This is a genomic window from Atopomonas sediminilitoris, from assembly GCF_022601735.1.
Classification (GTDB): Bacteria; Pseudomonadota; Gammaproteobacteria; order Pseudomonadales; family Pseudomonadaceae; genus Atopomonas; species Atopomonas sediminilitoris.
In genome coordinates, this window is the sequence record NZ_JAKUMM010000001.1 from 236,654 (window position 1) to 254,003 (window position 17,350).

Sequence of the window (17,350 nt, forward strand, 5' to 3'; positions counted from 1 at the left end):
TGGCTCTCTCCTACCCGCGCTTTGGGTTGCTCCGAGCGCGGTTTTTTTTGCCCAGCTTTTATCATCTATTTATTCGATATTTTTAGCGCAATTAACACGCTTTTTATTCACCAAACAGATCAATAAAGTGAGCTCATTGCCTTTTATGGAGCCGAACCATGCTGTATCACCGCCCCGCGAAACAACGTGGCCAAGCCCACTTGGACTGGCTGGATAGCCGTTTCAGCTTTTCTTTTGCCGAGTACTTCGACCCTGCGCACATGGGCTTTTCGGTGCTGCGGGTGATCAACGATGATCGCATCGCCCCCAGTGGTGGTTTCCCAACCCACCCGCACCGCAATATGGAAATCATCAGCGTGATGCTCGAAGGCCAACTGGCCCACCAAGACAGCACCGGCGAACGTGGCGTGATTGAGCCAGGCGAAGTGCAACATATGACCGCTGGGCAAGGCATTCGCCACAGTGAGTTCAACCCAAGCGACAGCCAAGCAGCACGTTTACTGCAAATCTGGATCACCCCGCACAGCCAAGGCTTAACCCCACGCTACCAGCAAGCCCGAGTTGCTCAGCAAGGCCCAGTCACCTTAGTGGCCGCCGAGCACAATGCCCCACTCGAGATTGCCCAAGACGTTCGCCTCTACCGTGTGCAACTTGCCGCTGGCGAACAGCTGAGCCTGACAACAGCCGAGCGCTGGGGTTATCTGCATGCCTACGCGGGCAGCGCACAGGGTAACTACGCCAGCTTTAACGATGGCGATGCACTGGGCTTAGGTCAGCAACACACCCTGCAGCTAACCGCCGGCGAGTTCGGTTTTAGCGCTCTATGGTTCGACTTGCCGCCGGGGCACGCATGAGCACCGAGTTACCGCTGAACGAACCGTTGTTCTGGCTGTTAGCCAGTGTTGGGGTGGTGCTCAGTGGCATTTCTAAGTCAGGGTTGGCCGGCGGCGCTGGAGTGATCGCCGTGCCGTTATTAAGCCTTGTGCTGCCGCTACCGCTGGCTACCGCGCTGCTATTACCGTTGCTGATCGCCATGGATGCGCAAACCCTTCGCTACTACTGGCGGCAGATTAGCTGGCCAGAGGCGCGCCTGCTGTTGCCTGCTGCCGCCTTAGGGGTTGCGCTGGGTACCGCGTTGTTAGGCAGCCTGTCGGCCACGCACTTACAGCTCATTTTGGGTGTGCTCTGTGTGCTGTTTGCCCTGTGGCAAAACCTGCTGCCCTACCTTACTGGCTGGCGCCGTGCTGCCCTGCTGTGGGGCACTCTTAGCGGGGTGAGCAGCACCTTGCTGCATGCCGGCGGGCCACCGCTAAATGCCTATCTGCTGGGGCGCAACTTAACCAAACCCCATTGGCTCGCCACCGCTGCGGTGGTGTTTGCACTGATGAACTGGCTCAAAGTGCCGGCCTACCTGACGGTTGGCAGTTGGTCGCTCAGCGTATTGCTCTGCGCCTTGGGCCTGCTGCCCTTCGCGTGGCTGGGCGTGTGGCTCGGCAAGCACCTGCAAGGACGAATCAACGAACAGCAGTTTATTCGCCTGTGTCGCGGCCTATTGCTGCTCTCGGGGCTGTTACTGCTGGGCAAAGGTTGGCTGGCAACCTAAGCCAAGCGAGGCACCCCGGGCAGCGCCCCAGCGCAGCAACGCTTGCAAACCCGCAAGGTAGCGGTGCGCCCTACAGCCAACCCTCTTCCCTGAGCCTATGGCTCTCTCCTACCCGCGCTTTGGGTTGCTCCGAGCGCGGTTTTTTTTGCATTCAATAGCGTGTTAACGGCCCAAGTATTCGTCAATCAAGTTGGCTAGACGCCGGTGCAACTCATCTTCAAAACTGTCGAAATCACGCCCCAAAGCCTGCAAATAGCGCGCAACGTGCTCATCGCTGAGGCGCTTTTGCTGCAGGCTAAACTGCACCTCCGCTAGGGTTTTGTCGTAGCGCGGCACCAACTGCCAACTCGCCAGTGCCGTTTCGTGCTGATTCATCAAAGGTTCAGCGAATTGGCAGAAACCTTCGATTAACTCGGCGCCATTGGACCCCAAACAACCGGGTTCTACGCGGCATAACACCTGCAACTTGCGCTCGGGGGGCAAGGCGGCGGGGCTTTTGTGCTGACTCAAGTGCAACTCCTTCAATAAGCCTATGCAGTAGATGTAGCAGAGAACGTCGTGCAAGGCACAGACTAAAACGCTTGCGGTAGCGCTGAATAAATCGCGGCCTTTTTAGTGTGTTATCCCAAGACACCTGAAAACCCATCAGGCTCACCAAGGTCACCAAGGAATCGTTTGGCCTTGCCAGTCAACAAACCAGGCTTTACCAGCAGGTTGCTGACGCAGCTCTTCGACGCGCTTTAGCAGACACCCTGCCACGAAATCAGGACTAAACAACTTCTCTGCAGGCACACCGCGCTGAAAGGGTTTCGACAATGGCGAGTCCATCGTGCCTGGCTGAAACAACATCAAACGCACCTCGGGCGCACGGCGCGCATACTCCACGGCAGCCGTCTGCACCAGCATATTGAGCGCGGCTTTACTGGCGCGATAGGCATACCAACCGCCTAATGCATTGTCACCAATACTGCCGACGCGGGCCGAGCACACTACGATATTGGCGTGCGCGTTTTTCACAATGGGCAGCAAGTGTTTCAAGCACAACACTGGTAATGCCGCGTTGATACGCATTAGCGCCAGAAGAGCCTCAATATCCAGCTCATCAATGCGCTTTTCGGGGGCAAACTCCACTCCATGTAACTGCCCAACACAAATCAGCACATGGCTGATGTGATAACCCTCGTCCTGCCATTGTGATAATCCGCGCAACAAACTGGCTTCATCGCCCTGCCAACCACATAAGCGCGGATCATCGCCTGGCTCACGCGTGAGTCCACGGTAATCATCGCCTCGTGCCAACGCAGCACGGCACACCGCTTGACCTAACGCACTGCGTGCGCCAATCACCAACCAGCGCTGCATACAAACTCCTCATACTGATCAAGCTGCCTATATACGCCACACTAACGATGGCAGCTTAGTGACCCTGGCGCCAAGATTTGCCTAGAATGCGCTTGGCCTAACACGATGGATTGAACGCATGACAGCAAGCGCAACGACACGCAACAGTAGCTGGATGGGGCGCGGCAACGGGCGCTGGTTAGCTGCGCTGATTGTATTGCTGGGGGCGGCCATTTTAAGCGCGGCCATCGTTTTCAAGCCTGAAGCACCGAAAAAGCCGCAGCCCAACCGCCTGCCATTGGTGGATGTGCTGCCGCTGTCTGCCGCAGACATCACCTTGAGCGTATACAGCCAAGGCAGCGTGCAGGCGCGCAATGCCACCGCGCTAGTCGCTGAAGTCGCCGGTGAGGTGATTGAGTTAGCCCCCGCCTTTGAAGCCGGCGGCGTGTTTGCTCAAGGCGATGTGTTGCTGCGCATTGATCCGCACGACTACCAAGTGGCCGTGCAACAAGCTGACGCCGCGCTGGCCAGCGCCAGCGCCAAGCTGGCCGAAGAGCTTGGCCGCGCAGAAGTTGCCCGCCGCGAATGGGCCAGCCTGATCAAACAAGGGCGCAAGCCCAGCGATTTAGCCTTGCGCAAACCGTTTGTTGACCAAGCACGCGCGGCCGTCAGCTCGTCGACGGCCGACTTAGCCGCCGCCAAACGAAAGCTTGCCCGCACACAAATTCGCGCACCCTATGCCGGCATGGTGCGGCAGCGGCAGGCCGATCTTGGTCAGTACATGAACATTGGTACGCCGCTGGGGATGATCTTCGCCACCGAGGTCGCTGAAATACGCCTGCCGATTCCCGAACATGAGCTGCCATTCTTGTACTCGGCCAATGCGCAAAGCTTGGCCAGCCAGCAACCGGTCAGCTTAAGCGCGCAATACGGCGGCACCCGCGTTGAGTGGCCCGCCCACATAGTGCGCAGCGAAGGCACCGTGGATGAGCGCAACCGCATGCACTACTTGGTGGCCCAAGTCAGCGACCCCTACGCCCTCGCGCCGAACAACCCACTGCCGCCACTGAAGGTAGGCAGCTTTGTGCAGGCGCGGATTGAGGGACAAACCCTGCAACAGGTTTACCGCGCACCGCGCACACTGCTGCGCGGCGACCGCCAACTGCTGGTGGCCGATGCCGACAATCGCCTACAACTGCGCACGCTAACATTGCTGCGCAGCAGCCAACGGTGGCTGTACTTCCAGCAAGGCACGCAAGCCGGTGACCGCGCCGTGCTCACCGCACTTGAGCTGCCAGTGCCCGGCACCTTGGTGCAAATCAAACCTGAGGTCAGCCCATGAACGCGCCAGCACAGCGCGGCATTTTAGCTTGGTGGGCTAGCAACCCCGTGGCCGCCAACTTGCTGATGATCTTCATCCTGCTGCTTGGCGTATTCAGTTATCAAATCTTAAAAAAACGCACCTTCCCCGACTTTGAGGTCTACACCCTGCAAGTCACTGTGCCGTTTCGTGGCGGCGCGCCGGAGGATGTCGAAAAAGGTGTGGTGATCAAAATTGAGGAAGCCGTTCAAGACCTCAAAGGCATCAAGCGTATCAACAGCACCGCCACCGACGTGCTCGGCACGGTACTGATCGAACTGCACACCGGCACCGACATCGACAGTGCCTTGAACGATGTCAAAAACCGTATCGACGCCATCACCAGCTTCCCTGATGAGGCAGAAAAACCCATCGTCGCCAAATTTGAGCCACGCCAGCAGGTGCTATGGCTGTCCTTGCACGGCAATTTGGACGAGATTTTGCGTAAACGCCTCGCCCAGCAAATCCGCGATGACATTCTCGCCCTACCGGCGGTCAATCAGGCCGAAGTCGTAGGCGATCGCGAATTTGAGATCAGCGTCGAAGTCAGCGAAGTCAGCCTGCGCCGCTACGGCCTGACCTTTGATGATGTGGCAAAGGCCATACGGCAAAGCTCGATCGACCTGTCCGGCGGGCATTTAAAAACCGCCGGCGGCGATATTCAGCTACGCAGCAAAACTCAAGCCTATCAAGGCGATGAGTTCCGCCGCTTGGTGCTGCGCACCTTTGCCGATGGCTCGCGTTTGTACCTCGGTGACATCGCGCAGATCAAAGACGGCTTCGAAGAAAGCCAAGGCTTTTCCCGCTTTAACGGCACGCCCAGCTTGTCGATTCAGGTGGTATCGCTGGGCGATCAAAATGATTTGCTGATCGCCCAAGCGGTCAAAGATTACGTGACCGAGCGCCGCGCCAGTTTGCCGCCCGGGGTTGAACTAGACAGCTGGGGCGATGCTTCGTACTACCTGAATGACCGCCTCGACATGATGTTTCGCAACATGTTCCAAGGCGCGCTCTTGGTGTTTTTAGTCCTGAGTTTGTTCTTGCGTTTGCGCGTGGCCTTTTGGGTCATTTTGGGCATCCCCGTGGCCTTCGCGGGGGCGTTGTGGTTGATGAACAACCCGCTGTTTCCCATCGGCATCAACATGCTGTCGCTGTTTGGCTTCATCTTGGTGCTGGGGATTGTGGTGGATGACGCCATCATCATCGGTGAAAGCATCTACAGCGAAGTGCGCGAGCACGGTCATAGCCTCGACAACGTCATCAGCGGCGCTAACCGTGTCGCCACCGCGGCCACCTTTGGCGTGCTGACCACCGTGGTCGCCTTTGTGCCCATGCTCTTTATTGAAGGCACTGCGGGGGCGTTTTTTGAGTCGCTCGCCTTGGTGGTGATCTTGTGTTTGTTGTTTTCACTGGTGGAGTCCAAGTGGATTCTGCCGGCGCATTTGGCGCACCGCCCGCTGAGCGCTACCCCGCCGACCAGTCAGCCCTCCGCGTGGGCGCGTCTACAAGCGTGGTGCAGTGGTGGTCTTGAACGCATCGCCCGCGAGCACTACCCCAAACTGTTGGCGCAAGCGCTGCATTACCGCGCGGTCACCGTGGCCTTATTTATTACCTTGCTGCTGGCCGGCGCCAGTTTGATGGTCGGGGGCTGGGTGAAGATTGAAATCTTCCCCGATGTGCCGTCGGACTTTATTCGCACCAACCTGACCATGAACAACGGCACCTCGGCGAGCAAACGCAATGAGGCGCTCGATCACATGGAAGCCGCCTTACACCGCGTCGAGGCTGACTACCACGCCGCCTTCCCCGACGCTGAGCGCGGTTTTATTCAGTACGTCTTGGTGTTCACCGACAGCGATCTCGGTGGCCAACTGGTGGTCGAGCTAGAAAAGCCCGAAGCACGCCAATGGGATGCCAAAACCATCGAAAACAAATGGCGCGAAGCCGTCGGCCAACTGCCGGGCGCCCGGCAACTACGCTTCTACAGTGGCACCCATATTGGTGGCGGCTCAGCGTTGGATTTCCAGCTGTCCGGCAGCCATTACCCGCAACTGAAAAGCGCCTCAGAAGAACTCGCACAGGCACTGGCGCAGTTCGACGGGGTGTTTGATATTCGCTCCTCATTCAGCGCCGGCGCGCAAGAGATCCGTCTAAAGATCAAACCCGCCGCCGAGGCGCTAGGCCTGACCCAAGCCGAGCTGGCGCGCCAAGTGCGGCAGGCTTTCTTCGGCGAAGAAGCCCAGCGTATTCAACGCGGGCGTGACGATGTGCGGGTGATGGTGCGCTATCCAGAAGCGGAGCGCCGCTCGCGCGCCAACCTTGAGAACATGCGCATCCGCACCGCCAACGGTGACGAAGTACCGTTCAGCGCCGTGGCCAGCATCGAACAAGGTGAGGCCTTGGCCAGCATCAGCCGCAGCCAACGCAAACGTGTGGTGTCGATCACCGCCGATATTGATCAGACCCGTGCGCAATCCACCGCCGTGATCAATGAGGTAGATGAACGCATCATTCCGGCCATTTTGGCCAAATACCCAGGGGTCAGTTACAACCTCACCGGCTCCGCTGAAGAGCAGCAAAAGTTCGTTAGCGACTTCGTCAAAAAATTCTCCATCGCCATCATCGGCATCTACATCTTGCTCGCCGTGCCGTTGAAGTCCTACAGCCAGCCACTGCTGATCATGGCGGCTATCCCCTACGGCTTTGTCGGCGCGGTGTTTGGCCACTGGCTCAGCGGGCAAGCCTTCAGCATGCTGTCGTGCTTTGGTTTGATTGCCCTGTCGGGCGTGGTGGTGAATGACTCACTGGTGATGGTGGATTTCGTCAATCGCGCGCGCGAAGAAGGCCTAACCCGCCTCGAAGCCATTCTGCAAGCGGGCAGCCAGCGCTTTCGCGCCATCATCCTCACCTCGCTGACCACCTTCTTCGGCCTGTTGCCGATTCTGTTTGAAACCAGCTTGCAAGCGCAGTTCTTAAAACCCATGGCCACCGCACTGGGCTTTGGCATCTTGTTTGCCACCGCCATCACCTTGTTTTTGGTGCCGTGCCTATATTTGTTGCTCAGTGATGCCAAAGCACTGCTGCGCCGCCTATGGCACCCCGAACAGGGGCCTGTGCAATGACGCGTCTTTTTACCGGTAGCTTGGTGCTGTGCGCTGCCTTGCTGAGCAGCGCTTGCTCGCCACCGAGCGATACCCCACAACAGATCTTTTTTGGTGGGCCGATCCTCACGCTCGACCCAGCCCAACCACAGGTCGAAGCGCTGGCCATCCGTGACGGGGTGATCAGCGCCCTTGGCACAGCCGCCGAGATACGCGCCCTTGCCGGAGCAGACACACAACAAACTGATCTCAAGGGCCGCACCTTGCTGCCAGGCTTTATCGCCGCCCACGAGCACCCCACGTTAACCGCGGTGTTTGGCGGCGTGATTGATCTCAGCGGTTTTCGCCATCGCAGCAGCGCGGCGGTGTGGCAAGCACTGCGCGAGGGCGTCCAAGCGGGTGAGCGCGGCGAATGGCTGTACGGCATGGGCATTGACCCGATCTTAGTACCCGAGCTGCGTATGCCCACCCGCGCCCTGCTGGACGAAATCGCGCCCGATCAGCCTTTGGTGTTGATTTCGCAAACCTTGCACTCGTTCTGGGCCAACTCAGCCGCTTTTGCCGCCGCCGGCATCGACCAACACACGGAAGACCCGGGCCACGGCTCCTACTACGAGAAAGACAGCAACGGCGAACTCACCGGGTTTATCGCCGAAAGCGCCGCCGCCAAGCCACTGCTGGCCGAATTGCAGTCGCCCCTGCGCATGCTCGGGCGTTACGAAGCCGCGCTGGACGAGCTATTAGCCGCAGGCTTTACCAGCGTGGCCTCCCAAGGCTACAACGTGCCCAGTTGGATGGCCCGTTACGCGGCCCTGCGTAACGGAAAGCCGCGTATCCGCCAGTATTTTTACCTGACCGAAAGCGAATTGGACGCCCTGCCCGATTCAGCGGAAAACGGCGATGCGTTTTTCCGCGTGCAAGGCGTTAAGTTGTGGCACGACGGCTCGCCCTACACCGGCAGCATGTACCTGCAACAGAACTACCTAAATAACGCCCTGACGCTAACGCTGGGCATGCCGAGCAACAGCCGTGGCAAAGCGATGCTGGCGCCCCAAGCGTTTGCGCAACAACTGCAACAACTCACCGAGCAAGGCTGGCAGGTGTCGATTCACAGCCAAGGCGATGCTTCGAACAGTGAGGTGGCACAGGCCATCGCCCAGCTCAAGCAACCTACAAGCCGGCCGCTGCGCTTGGAGCACAGCCTGTTATTGCCGCCAAGTCTGATGCCGCAATTGGCGGCAGCAGGCGTCAGTCCAAGCTTTCACATCAACCACATTTTGTATTACGGCGATGCGCTAGATCAGGCCATCATCGGCCCCGAACGGGCGCAACAAGTGCTGCCCGTGCGCCGCGCCTTTGAGCTGGGCATGCACCCCACCCTGCACGCCGACAGCCCGATGTTTGCGGCCAATGCCTTTAGCCTGATGCAAACCGCCATCACCCGCCGCACTCAAAGCGGTTTAGTCCTCGGCGCCGATCAAGCCATTTCGCCTGAACAAGCACTGCAAGCGATGACCATCAACGGCGCGTATCAATTAGGGATTGCCGAGCAAACCGGCAGCTTAGCGGTCGGCAAATGGGCGGACTTTCAAATCCTCTCCGGCAACCCACTGACCAGCGCCGCCAGCACACTTACCGATTTACGCCACGAGGCGGTCTTTGTGCAGGGGCGACAAGTTTATCCAGCACAATGAGCTGATAAGCCCTGAGTTATCACTCAGATAAATAATACAACTGCCGCCCCTCTTGGCGCGTTGCCGCCTACACTCATGTCTTTGCCAATCCTCTCGCGCAAGGACCTCATCATGTTGAAAGCTCATTACGACCATCGCGGCCCCGTTCCTCAGGATGTCATCAGCGCTGAGCCCCTGACCCTGCCGGCACTTGGCGCGACCCAGGCGCGGGTCAAAGTGTTGGCCAGCCCGATTAACCCTTCCGACGTACTGACCCTCACCGGTCAATACGGCATGTTGCCGCCACTACCAGCGGTGGGCGGCAATGAAGGTGTCGGCGAAGTGGTTAAAGTGGGTGCCGAGGTTAAGCACTTAAAGGCCGGCCAAATGGTGCTGCTGCCGGTTGGCTGCGGTACTTGGGTTAGCCAACTGCAAGCCGAAGCCAAGCAGTTGATCCCCCTGCCGGCGGGCGATGCCAAACAACTGGCGATGATGACCATCAACCCGCCGACCGCGCTGCTGATGCTGACTCAGTTTGTTGATCTCAAGCCCGGTGATTGGGTCATCCAAAACGCGGCTAACTCAGCCGTGGGTGGTTATTTGATTCAACTGGCCAAAATCAAAGGCCTAAAGACCATCAACGTGGTGCGCCGTGACAGTGCCGTCGATGCAGTAAAAGCCCAAGGTGCCGACGTCGTGCTGGTGGATGGCCCTGATCTGCCTAAGCGCGTTGCCGCCGCCACGAACAAAGCCCCGGTCATGCTGGGTATCGACGCCGTCGGCGGTGCAGCCACCGACCATGTCGCCGCCTCGCTCAGCCAAGGTGGCGTGCTGGTGAACTACGGCATGATGAGCGGCGAACCTTGCCAAGTGTCGCCGGCGTCGTTCGTGTTCCGCGATGTCACCTTAAAAGGTTTCTGGCTGGCCCAGTGGTTCCAAAAAGCCACGCCCGAAGAGCAAATGAAAGTGTTTGGCGAACTCACAGGGCTGATCGCCAGCGGCCAACTGACTAGCCGCATCCATGCCTGCTACCCGCTGGAGCAGATCAAAGAAGCCGTCACCGCCGCAGCTGCCGGCGAGCGCGATGGCAAAATCCTGATCACGCCGTAACCGCAACGCTAAAAAAAGCCCCTCAGCGTGTTGCGCGCTGAGGGGCTTTCTTATTCATCTCACTTAATTGGCCGCCACCACCAATCCCGCCAAACGCTGCTTGTTTAATACATACACGCTATCTACCACGCTGATCAGTACGGCTAGCCAAATCGGGCCGTAGGTCAGCAAGCTTTGCCACGTCAGGGTTTCGCCCAACCACAGCCAAGCCATTAGAAAAATCAGAATCGGCTCGACGTAACTCAAAATCCCAAACAAGCCAAAGGGCAACAACCGACTGGCCGAAAGGTACAGCACAAACGCTGCAGCACTGAGCACGCCCAGCCCCGGCAGCAACCACCACAGCGCAGGCGTCGCCCACAGTTGCGCCGCATGATTGGGCAGCCACAGTAAGTAAGCCACGGCAAAGGGCACCAAGATAAACATCTCAAGTGTCAGCCCCACCAAGGGCTGTAATTGCAGGTGTCGGCGCAGCATAAAATACGGCGGATAAACCAGCGCTACCCACAAGCTCACCCATGAAAACGCGCGGGTTAGCCACAACTCATGCGCCACGCCTAACAAGGCCACCGCCACGGCCAGGCTTTGCAGCGGGCGCAAACGTTCGCCATAAAACACCCTACCCGCCAAGACCATGGTTAAGGGCAGCAAGAAATAGCCGAGCGACATATCCAACGTCAGCCCTTGCAGCGGTGCCCATAAAAACAACCACCACTGCGTGGCCATTAACAGAGTTGCCAGCACGATCAGCATTAAACGCTTGGGCATGACGCGCAAGGTTTGCAGTTCAGCCCACAGCTCAGCACTGCGGCCGCGCCAATAAATCAGCACCATCACCGCCGGTAACGTACCGACCACGCGCCACGCCAAAATCGCTTGGCCATCCAACGGCGCAAGCCAGAATACATACGCAGGAATCACCGCAAACAAGCACGATGCCACCACCGACCACAGCACGCCGGCGCCTGATAAAGCCGCGGTTGCTTGCATCTGCTACCCCTTTTCGTCTTGCCTACAGCATAGACCGCCATTGCAACCGAGCCGATAGCGCTAACACAAACACAGCCAAGGCCTAAGCAAGCAGCACAGCGGTTAACAGGGCTATGTACTGATAGACCTCGACGGAAAACGTCTCAGCCAATCCTTAAAACACAAAAGCCCCGCACTGGCGGGGCCTTTAAGGTGAAGGTTAATCAGTCGCGACTCAGCACCACGCGGTAACGCGCGTGCCCCGACTCCACCCGCGCCATCGCCTCATTGACTTGCTCAAAGGCAAAATGCTCGGTTTGGGCGCGAATGCCGTGTTGGGCGGCAAAGGCCAGCATGTCGGCCATCACTTGCGGGCTGCCCACCGGTGAGGCGGAGACCGAACGCTGCTTCATGAGCATTGGGAACACATTGAGCTGCAAAGGCTCCAACGTGGCGCCGACCAAGTGCAAACGCCCTTTGGGTTTGAGTGCGCCGATGTAGCTATTCCAATCCAACTTGACGTTAACCGTCGACAAAATCAGATCAAACTGACCGGCCACGGCCTTCAACGCCTTAGGGTCACGCGAGTCAATCACGTGATGTGCGCCTAAATCGCGAGCCTCCTGCGCTTTGCTTTGGCTGGAAGAAAAAGCCGTGACCTCACAGCCCCACGCACGCACGAACTGCAACGCCAAATGACCCAAGCCGCCAATCCCGATCACCGCGACTTTATCGGTCGGCTTAATGTCGAACTGCACTAACGGGTTAAACACTGTGATACCGGCGCAAAGCAGCGGACCGGCGCTGGCCATATCCAACCCCTCCGGCAGTGCAATCACACTGGCCGCTTGCGCGCGCACCTTATCGGCAAAACCACCGTGGCGACCGATGATGGTGCCCTGGGCCTGATCACACAGGTTGTGATCGCCACCCATGCAGGTCGAGCACGTCATGCAATAACCGGCTTGCCAACCCAAGCCTACCGCTTGGCCAATTTTTAAATGAGTCACCTGGGCGCCCAACGCACTGACAGTGCCGACCACCTCATGACCGGGCACCAAGGGATAACGGCTCATGCCCCACTCGTTTTGCCACATGGATAAGTCACTGTGGCAAATACCGCAGTGCTGCACGGCAATCTCCACATCGTGACTGGCCAGCGGGCCCGGATCAAAGCTGATTGGTTCGAACGTTCCGCCGGTTGTAGTAGCCGCATAAGCTGTGATCATGGTGCGCTCCTTGAACTAAAAGTGGCTGACGACAACGCGCAAGCCGCTGCAGGTGACATCAGTCTAGCCAGATAAAGCCCCGCGCCAAACCGAAGAACAGCAGACTGATAAGGTGTCATTAGTGACACTGGTCGGACTGAAGGAACTTTAATGGCGATATGCCACTGCACTTGGCATACTTCGCGCTTATATATGTCAGAAATATCGACGCCAAAATACCGCCATGTCTGAATTCATTGTTGCATCACTGGCCATCCTGTTTGCCCTCGGCCTCTTGGGCAACTTGTGGTACGCGCGCTTGGCGCGTCGGCGCATGCTGCAGCGCTGGCCAGAAGCCCTGCTGCTGGTCAATCAACAAGGCGTGATCGCGCAGTGCAATCAACAGGCTTGCTTCCTGCTCAGCATCCCGCGTGAGCAATTACTGCAAAGCACGCTAGAAAGCTTGTTTGGCCCGCAAAACCTGACCATCGGTGCTGGCTTGGTGCGCTTAAAGCACGCGCAAGGCATTCCTCTGCATTTGCAAGTGAGCCAATGGTCAAAGCAGCGCAAAACCTTTCTTCTGCGCTTACGCAATTTGAGCGAAGCCGAAGTTGAGCTGCCGGATTTACGGCAAAACGCCAAGCTCTTGCAGCGCAGCGCACTGGATGCCGGCATCGCCGCTTGGAGCTGGGACCCCGCCAGCAATGAGCTGCACTGGAGCGAAGAAGTGTTTCGCCTGCTGCACCTCGACCCGCACAGCTTTACCCCCACCTATGAGAATTATCTGGCCTTAATTCACGAAGAAGACCGTGATGAGGTGCATCACGCGGCACAAGCAGCCCTCAAAAGCCCCAAGCCTTACAGCATGGAATACCGCATTGCGCGCGGCGACGGCGAGTTGTTGACGCTGCTTGAGCACAACCACATGCAGTTCAATCTCGATGGCAGCCTGCATGCGGTGTGGGGCACAGTGACCGATGTCACCGAGCGCTTACGTCTGGAAAAACGCCTGAACCTCTCAAGCCTCGCCGTTGAGGCTTGCACCCAAGGCGTCTTGATCTGCGATGGTGATTTCCAACCCTTACTGATCAACCCGGCCTTCTGCCGCATGACCGGCTTCCCTGAAGAGGCATTGCTGGAGCCCGGCTGGTCAATGCTTAGCCACAGCCGAGAAACTCCAGAAGATAGCCTTGCCGCACTGGAGGAACACCTCGGCGGCGAACGCTGGTATGGCGAACTGTGGCTGCATGGCATCAAAGGCCGCAGCCGTTCAGTATTGGCCTCGCGCAGCTTGAGTCGCGATGAAGCCGGCAATGTTGAATACCGCGTGTATATCTGCACCGATATTACCCAGCTCAAACTGCAACAAGAGCAACTGCAGCGCTTGGCCTATCGCGACCCGCTCACTGGCTTACCCAACCGTTTATTGTTTGACGATCGCCTGCTGCAATCGCTGCAACTGTGCGAACGTCAAGGCAAAAAACTGGCGCTGGCATTTATCGACCTCAACGGTTTTAAGGCGATTAACGACACCCTAGGCCACCATGCGGGTGATCGCTTACTGTGCGAAATCGGCGAAACCTTGCTAACACAGGTACGGCAAAGTGACACCGTGGCACGCTGGGGCGGCGATGAGTTCGCCATTTTAATGCCGGCCTGCGGCGAGCCTGCCGATGTCCTTGAGCGGCTGGACGCCCTAGCGCACAGCCTGCGCCAAACCGTGCACGGCGATAACGACCAGCAACTGCCGGTCAGCGCCAGTATTGGCGTGGCTTTCTTCCCCGCAGACGCCGCCAACATGGAGCAATTGCTGCGCGTGGCCGATCAGCGCATGTACATCGCCAAGCGCGAGCAAAGCACCCTGTGCGCCGCTGGCCCCGATAACACCGAAACGGTCTAAAACGTAGGCACTGCGTATTACCTGCACCGCCCGCTGAGCGCCGACAATGGGACTCCACTGACGGAGGAACACCCCATGCCTGCGAAAAAAATTCTGCTGTTGGTTGGCGACTACGCCGAAGATTACGAAACTATGGTGCCGTTTCAGGCCCTGAAGATGGTCGGCCATCAGGTTGATGCCGTATGCCCCAACAAGGTGGCTGGTGACAGCGTGCGCACCGCGATTCATGACTTTGAAGGCGACCAAACCTACAGCGAAAAGCCCGGCCATAACTTCGTGCTCAACGCCGACTTCAGCCAAGTCAAAGCCGCAGACTACGACGCGCTAGTCATCCCCGGCGGTCGTGCGCCCGAGTACCTGCGCCTCAATCCAGAGGTGCTGCAACTGGTGCGCGAGATTAACGCCGCCGGCAAGCCGATTGCAGCGGTATGCCACGGCGCGCAACTGCTTAGCGCTGCTGGCATCCTCGAAGGCCGTGCGTGCAGCGCGTATCCTGCCTGCGCCCCGGAAGTCCGCGCTGCTCACGGCGAGTACGTCGACATTCCCGTTGACCAAGCCCATCGCGATGGCAACTTGATCACCGCACCCGCTTGGCCGGCGCACCCAGCCTGGCTCGCCCTGTTTCTTGAAGCACTGGGCACCCAAATCAGCCACTAAGCGCTCGAACAAAACCGCCGCTTTCAAGTAGCGGCGGTTTTGCACCTCGCCAAAAGCTGTGCCAGAGTGGCCCCACCATCCGCAAAGGTTCACGTGCGAGGCCATCATGTGTGAGATTTATGTCAAAGCCGATCCTGCGCTGTACCGTAAGCGCCGTCGCTCGCTGCGTGTGGGCGGCGTGGTCACTACGCTGAGCCTAGAGAACCAATTCTGGGATACGTTGGAAGAAATGGCTGCCGGCGAGCACATCAGCATGGCGCAGCTAATCAGCAAGCTCTACCAAGAAGTGATGGATTATCACGGTGAAGTGAGCAACTTTGCCTCGTTCTTGCGCGTGTGCTGCATGCGCTACACCCGCGAAGTGTTACCGCTGCAAGCCGCTGCGCGTCAAGCCAGTTAACCCGCCCGACGCGCATGGCATTTACAGACTAATACGCGGCGTCAACTCAAGCTGGATAGGCCGGTCTAACTCACGCTCTAAAATCGCCTTGAGCCGACTCATGTCTTGGTAGGTAACCCCGCTGCGCGATAACACATCGGCGTGCAGCACAACCTGCTTACCCTTGAGGTTGACCTGCAAATTACTCAGGTTGATTTCCTTGCCCTGAATAATAAAGGTCTGCCCCACCACGAGCTTTTCGATTTGCCAATGCCGCGCCATATCCACAAACGAGATGGTCAGCGGAATCGACACCAACACCAACAACATCAGCGACACGGTCAAGCCACGCTTGGCGCGCACCAACGGCGCATAACCCAAGAACAAAAAGGTCAGCGCTGCGGCCAGTGAAATGCCCACCAAGTTGGTTAAGAACAACAGCATTGCGCCGCTGATCACGTACCAATCCATCCAGCCCAAGCCAATGCCCGACACGCACAATGGCGGCACCAAGGCCACGGCAATGGCCACACCCGACACGCTTTTGGCCACATCCTCACGCACGTTGGCATACGCACCGGCAATGCCCGAGGCAATCGCCACGCCCAAATCCAGCAAGTTAGGCTGCAAGCGCCCGGCAATTTCTGGGGTGATACGCTCCACCGGAATCATTAACGCCACCAGCGCAGACGTCCCCATCGCCAGCGCCACACCAATTGCAATGGTTTGTAGCGACTGCACCAACATGCCGCGTTCACCGCGCAGCAAGCCCATCGCCAGCGAGATAATCGGCGCCATCAAAGGTGCCAACACCATCGCACCAATGATCACCGCAGGGCTTGAGAGGAATAAGCCCAAGCTGGCGACGATGGCGCTGAGCACCATCAAGGTCAGGAAGGTGCTGTGCGGCCGCGCCATGTCACGCAGGATCACAAACAGGTCGCGGAACTCGTCTTCCAGCGCGTGGGTAAACAGCGGCAGATGCTCTTCGATCATCTTTAAGCGTTCTGCTTTGCGCGGCAGTTGCTCGGTGCGGTGCACCTCTTTGCCCTCGGCGCGGCCGAAATAATCTTCCGGCACCTTCATGGCCACGGCTTTGCTGTGCAGTTTCAGTTCGATGCGCTCAGCTTCACGGGCTTGCCCGTCGATGAAGTACGCCAGCGAGGTTTTACTTTCGATGCACAGCTCAGGACAGCGGATAAAACTCACCGCGCGCGGCAACTTACTCAGCGGGCGCTCACCCTGAAAAATACTGGTGAACAAAAAGGCCAAATATTCGCCCACCGACTTGGGCGCGATGACCAAAGTAGAAATCAGCCCGTCCTGCACACTCAAACTGGTGTTGACCAAGCGCGCCGCCGGGCCACGCACATCGTTTTCAATCGCGACCAGCCCTGTAATAGCGGTATTTAAGCCTTCTTCGCGCGTCGTCGTCAGGCGAATGGGGAACGGCTTAATGCCAAATAAATTGCGCAGGCTTAGCCATACCAAGGCAAAACGGTACAACCAATGTTCAATGAACGAGTGATCGCGGTTACGGAATGCTTTGCTGCGGCTATCAATGAAAGGCGTATCGCCGAGCATGACCAAGCCCAGTGTGGTTTCACCGTTACAGCGCAGCACATCGACTTGAGTCGTTTGCTCGCTAAAGGCCAACTCAATGGCCTGATCGACATTGCGCGGCAGACTGAACCACTCGTGTAGGCGTAACTGCTTTTCACGCGGCACCACGCCCAGCGAGCAACCAATGCGCTCGGCGATATCGAGGTAACCGGCCAGTTGCTCATCATCGATCACCACCACCAAGTGTTCATGATCTTGTAGACATTCGGCAGGCGTTTGTACAAAGCGGCTTTCGTCCACTGCATCAAGGCTGATGCCTTGCTCACTGGCGTAACGCTTCACCGCCTCGATACGCCCACAATCGGGTTGCCCCACCACCAACAGCGCACGGCTGATTTGGCTCATGCTGATCCCCACAGGTCAAAAAATGGCACGATAGGCACAAGCCTTCTGCACAGCAAGGCCCAGATATACCCCAAGCGTTAA

The 17,350-nt window shown here is 58.1% G+C and carries 14 protein-coding genes; 9 read left to right on the forward strand and 5 right to left on the reverse strand.

Translation table 11 applies throughout. The annotated features are described in order from the left end of the window. Nucleotides 1–158: 158 nt before the first annotated feature. Nucleotides 159–854, forward strand: a complete 696-nt coding sequence (locus tag MKI83_RS01105) for a pirin family protein (RefSeq protein ID WP_241582821.1) — start codon at nt 159–161, stop codon at nt 852–854. Then, nucleotides 851–1,603, forward strand: a complete 753-nt coding sequence (locus MKI83_RS01110; protein ID WP_241582823.1) for a sulfite exporter TauE/SafE family protein — start codon at nt 851–853, stop codon at nt 1,601–1,603. The genes MKI83_RS01105 and MKI83_RS01110 overlap by 4 nt, the downstream gene beginning before the upstream one ends. Before the next feature lie 162 nt (nt 1,604–1,765). Here MKI83_RS01110 and MKI83_RS01115 read toward each other — a convergent pair whose 3' ends face one another. Together MKI83_RS01115 and MKI83_RS01120 are read right to left on the reverse strand one after the other, a co-directional pair. Then, nucleotides 1,766–2,113 carry a hypothetical protein gene (locus MKI83_RS01115; RefSeq protein WP_241582826.1) on the reverse strand — a complete coding sequence of 116 codons (348 nt, stop codon included), beginning with the start codon at nt 2,111–2,113 and terminating at the stop codon, nt 1,766–1,768. A gap of 150 nt (nt 2,114–2,263) precedes the next feature. Then, complete coding sequence (locus tag MKI83_RS01120; RefSeq protein WP_241582827.1) at nt 2,264–2,965, reverse strand: SDR family NAD(P)-dependent oxidoreductase; 702 nt, start codon at nt 2,963–2,965, stop codon at nt 2,264–2,266. 118 nt (nt 2,966–3,083) lie between these two features. Here MKI83_RS01120 and MKI83_RS01125 point away from each other — a divergent pair, with 118 nt between their 5' ends. The 4 genes from MKI83_RS01125 (at nt 3,084) to MKI83_RS01140 (ending at nt 10,188) form a co-directional block, all read left to right on the forward strand. Further along, entirely contained in the window at nt 3,084–4,286 is a 1,203-nt protein-coding gene (locus tag MKI83_RS01125) for an efflux RND transporter periplasmic adaptor subunit (RefSeq protein WP_241582830.1), read from the forward strand. Then, the gene (locus tag MKI83_RS01130; RefSeq protein ID WP_241582832.1) at nt 4,283–7,426 is read left to right on the forward strand and encodes an efflux RND transporter permease subunit; all 3,144 of its coding nucleotides are present in this window, start codon (nt 4,283–4,285) and stop codon (nt 7,424–7,426) included. The genes MKI83_RS01125 and MKI83_RS01130 overlap by 4 nt, the downstream gene beginning before the upstream one ends. Continuing rightward, entirely contained in the window at nt 7,423–9,099 is a 1,677-nt protein-coding gene (locus tag MKI83_RS01135; RefSeq protein WP_241582834.1) for an amidohydrolase, read from the forward strand. Before MKI83_RS01130 ends, MKI83_RS01135 begins: the two co-directional genes overlap by 4 nt. Nucleotides 9,100–9,210: 111 nt before the next feature. Continuing rightward, nucleotides 9,211–10,188 (forward strand): zinc-dependent alcohol dehydrogenase family protein, encoded by a 978-nt coding sequence (locus MKI83_RS01140; protein ID WP_241582836.1) that lies wholly within the window; start codon nt 9,211–9,213, stop codon nt 10,186–10,188. A 63-nt stretch (nt 10,189–10,251) separates the two neighbouring features. On the opposite strand, the gene rarD is transcribed toward MKI83_RS01140, so the two are convergent. Beyond that, entirely contained in the window at nt 10,252–11,178 is a 927-nt protein-coding gene (rarD, locus tag MKI83_RS01145; RefSeq protein WP_241582837.1) for an EamA family transporter RarD, read from the reverse strand. A 203-nt stretch (nt 11,179–11,381) separates the two neighbouring features. Then, nucleotides 11,382–12,386 (reverse strand): NADPH-dependent aldehyde reductase Ahr, encoded by a 1,005-nt coding sequence (gene ahr / locus MKI83_RS01150; protein ID WP_241582838.1) that lies wholly within the window; start codon nt 12,384–12,386, stop codon nt 11,382–11,384. Nucleotides 12,387–12,609: 223 nt separating this feature from the next. Here ahr and MKI83_RS01155 point away from each other — a divergent pair, with 223 nt between their 5' ends. The 3 genes from MKI83_RS01155 to MKI83_RS01165 all read left to right on the forward strand — a co-directional run bounded on the left by MKI83_RS01155 (nt 12,610) and on the right by MKI83_RS01165 (nt 15,322). Continuing rightward, nucleotides 12,610–14,265 (forward strand): sensor domain-containing diguanylate cyclase, encoded by a 1,656-nt coding sequence (locus MKI83_RS01155; RefSeq protein WP_241582839.1) that lies wholly within the window; start codon nt 12,610–12,612, stop codon nt 14,263–14,265. A 75-nt stretch (nt 14,266–14,340) separates the two neighbouring features. After that, nucleotides 14,341–14,922 carry a DJ-1/PfpI family protein gene (locus MKI83_RS01160; RefSeq protein ID WP_241582840.1) on the forward strand — a complete coding sequence of 194 codons (582 nt, stop codon included), beginning with the start codon at nt 14,341–14,343 and terminating at the stop codon, nt 14,920–14,922. 106 nt (nt 14,923–15,028) lie between these two features. Continuing rightward, nucleotides 15,029–15,322 (forward strand): ribbon-helix-helix domain-containing protein, encoded by a 294-nt coding sequence (locus tag MKI83_RS01165; protein ID WP_241582841.1) that lies wholly within the window; start codon nt 15,029–15,031, stop codon nt 15,320–15,322. A 21-nt stretch (nt 15,323–15,343) separates the two neighbouring features. Here MKI83_RS01165 and MKI83_RS01170 read toward each other — a convergent pair whose 3' ends face one another. After that, nucleotides 15,344–17,269, reverse strand: coding sequence for a DUF389 domain-containing protein (locus MKI83_RS01170; protein ID WP_241582842.1), 1,926 nt, complete (start codon nt 17,267–17,269; stop codon nt 15,344–15,346). Nucleotides 17,270–17,350: the final 81 nt, after the last annotated feature.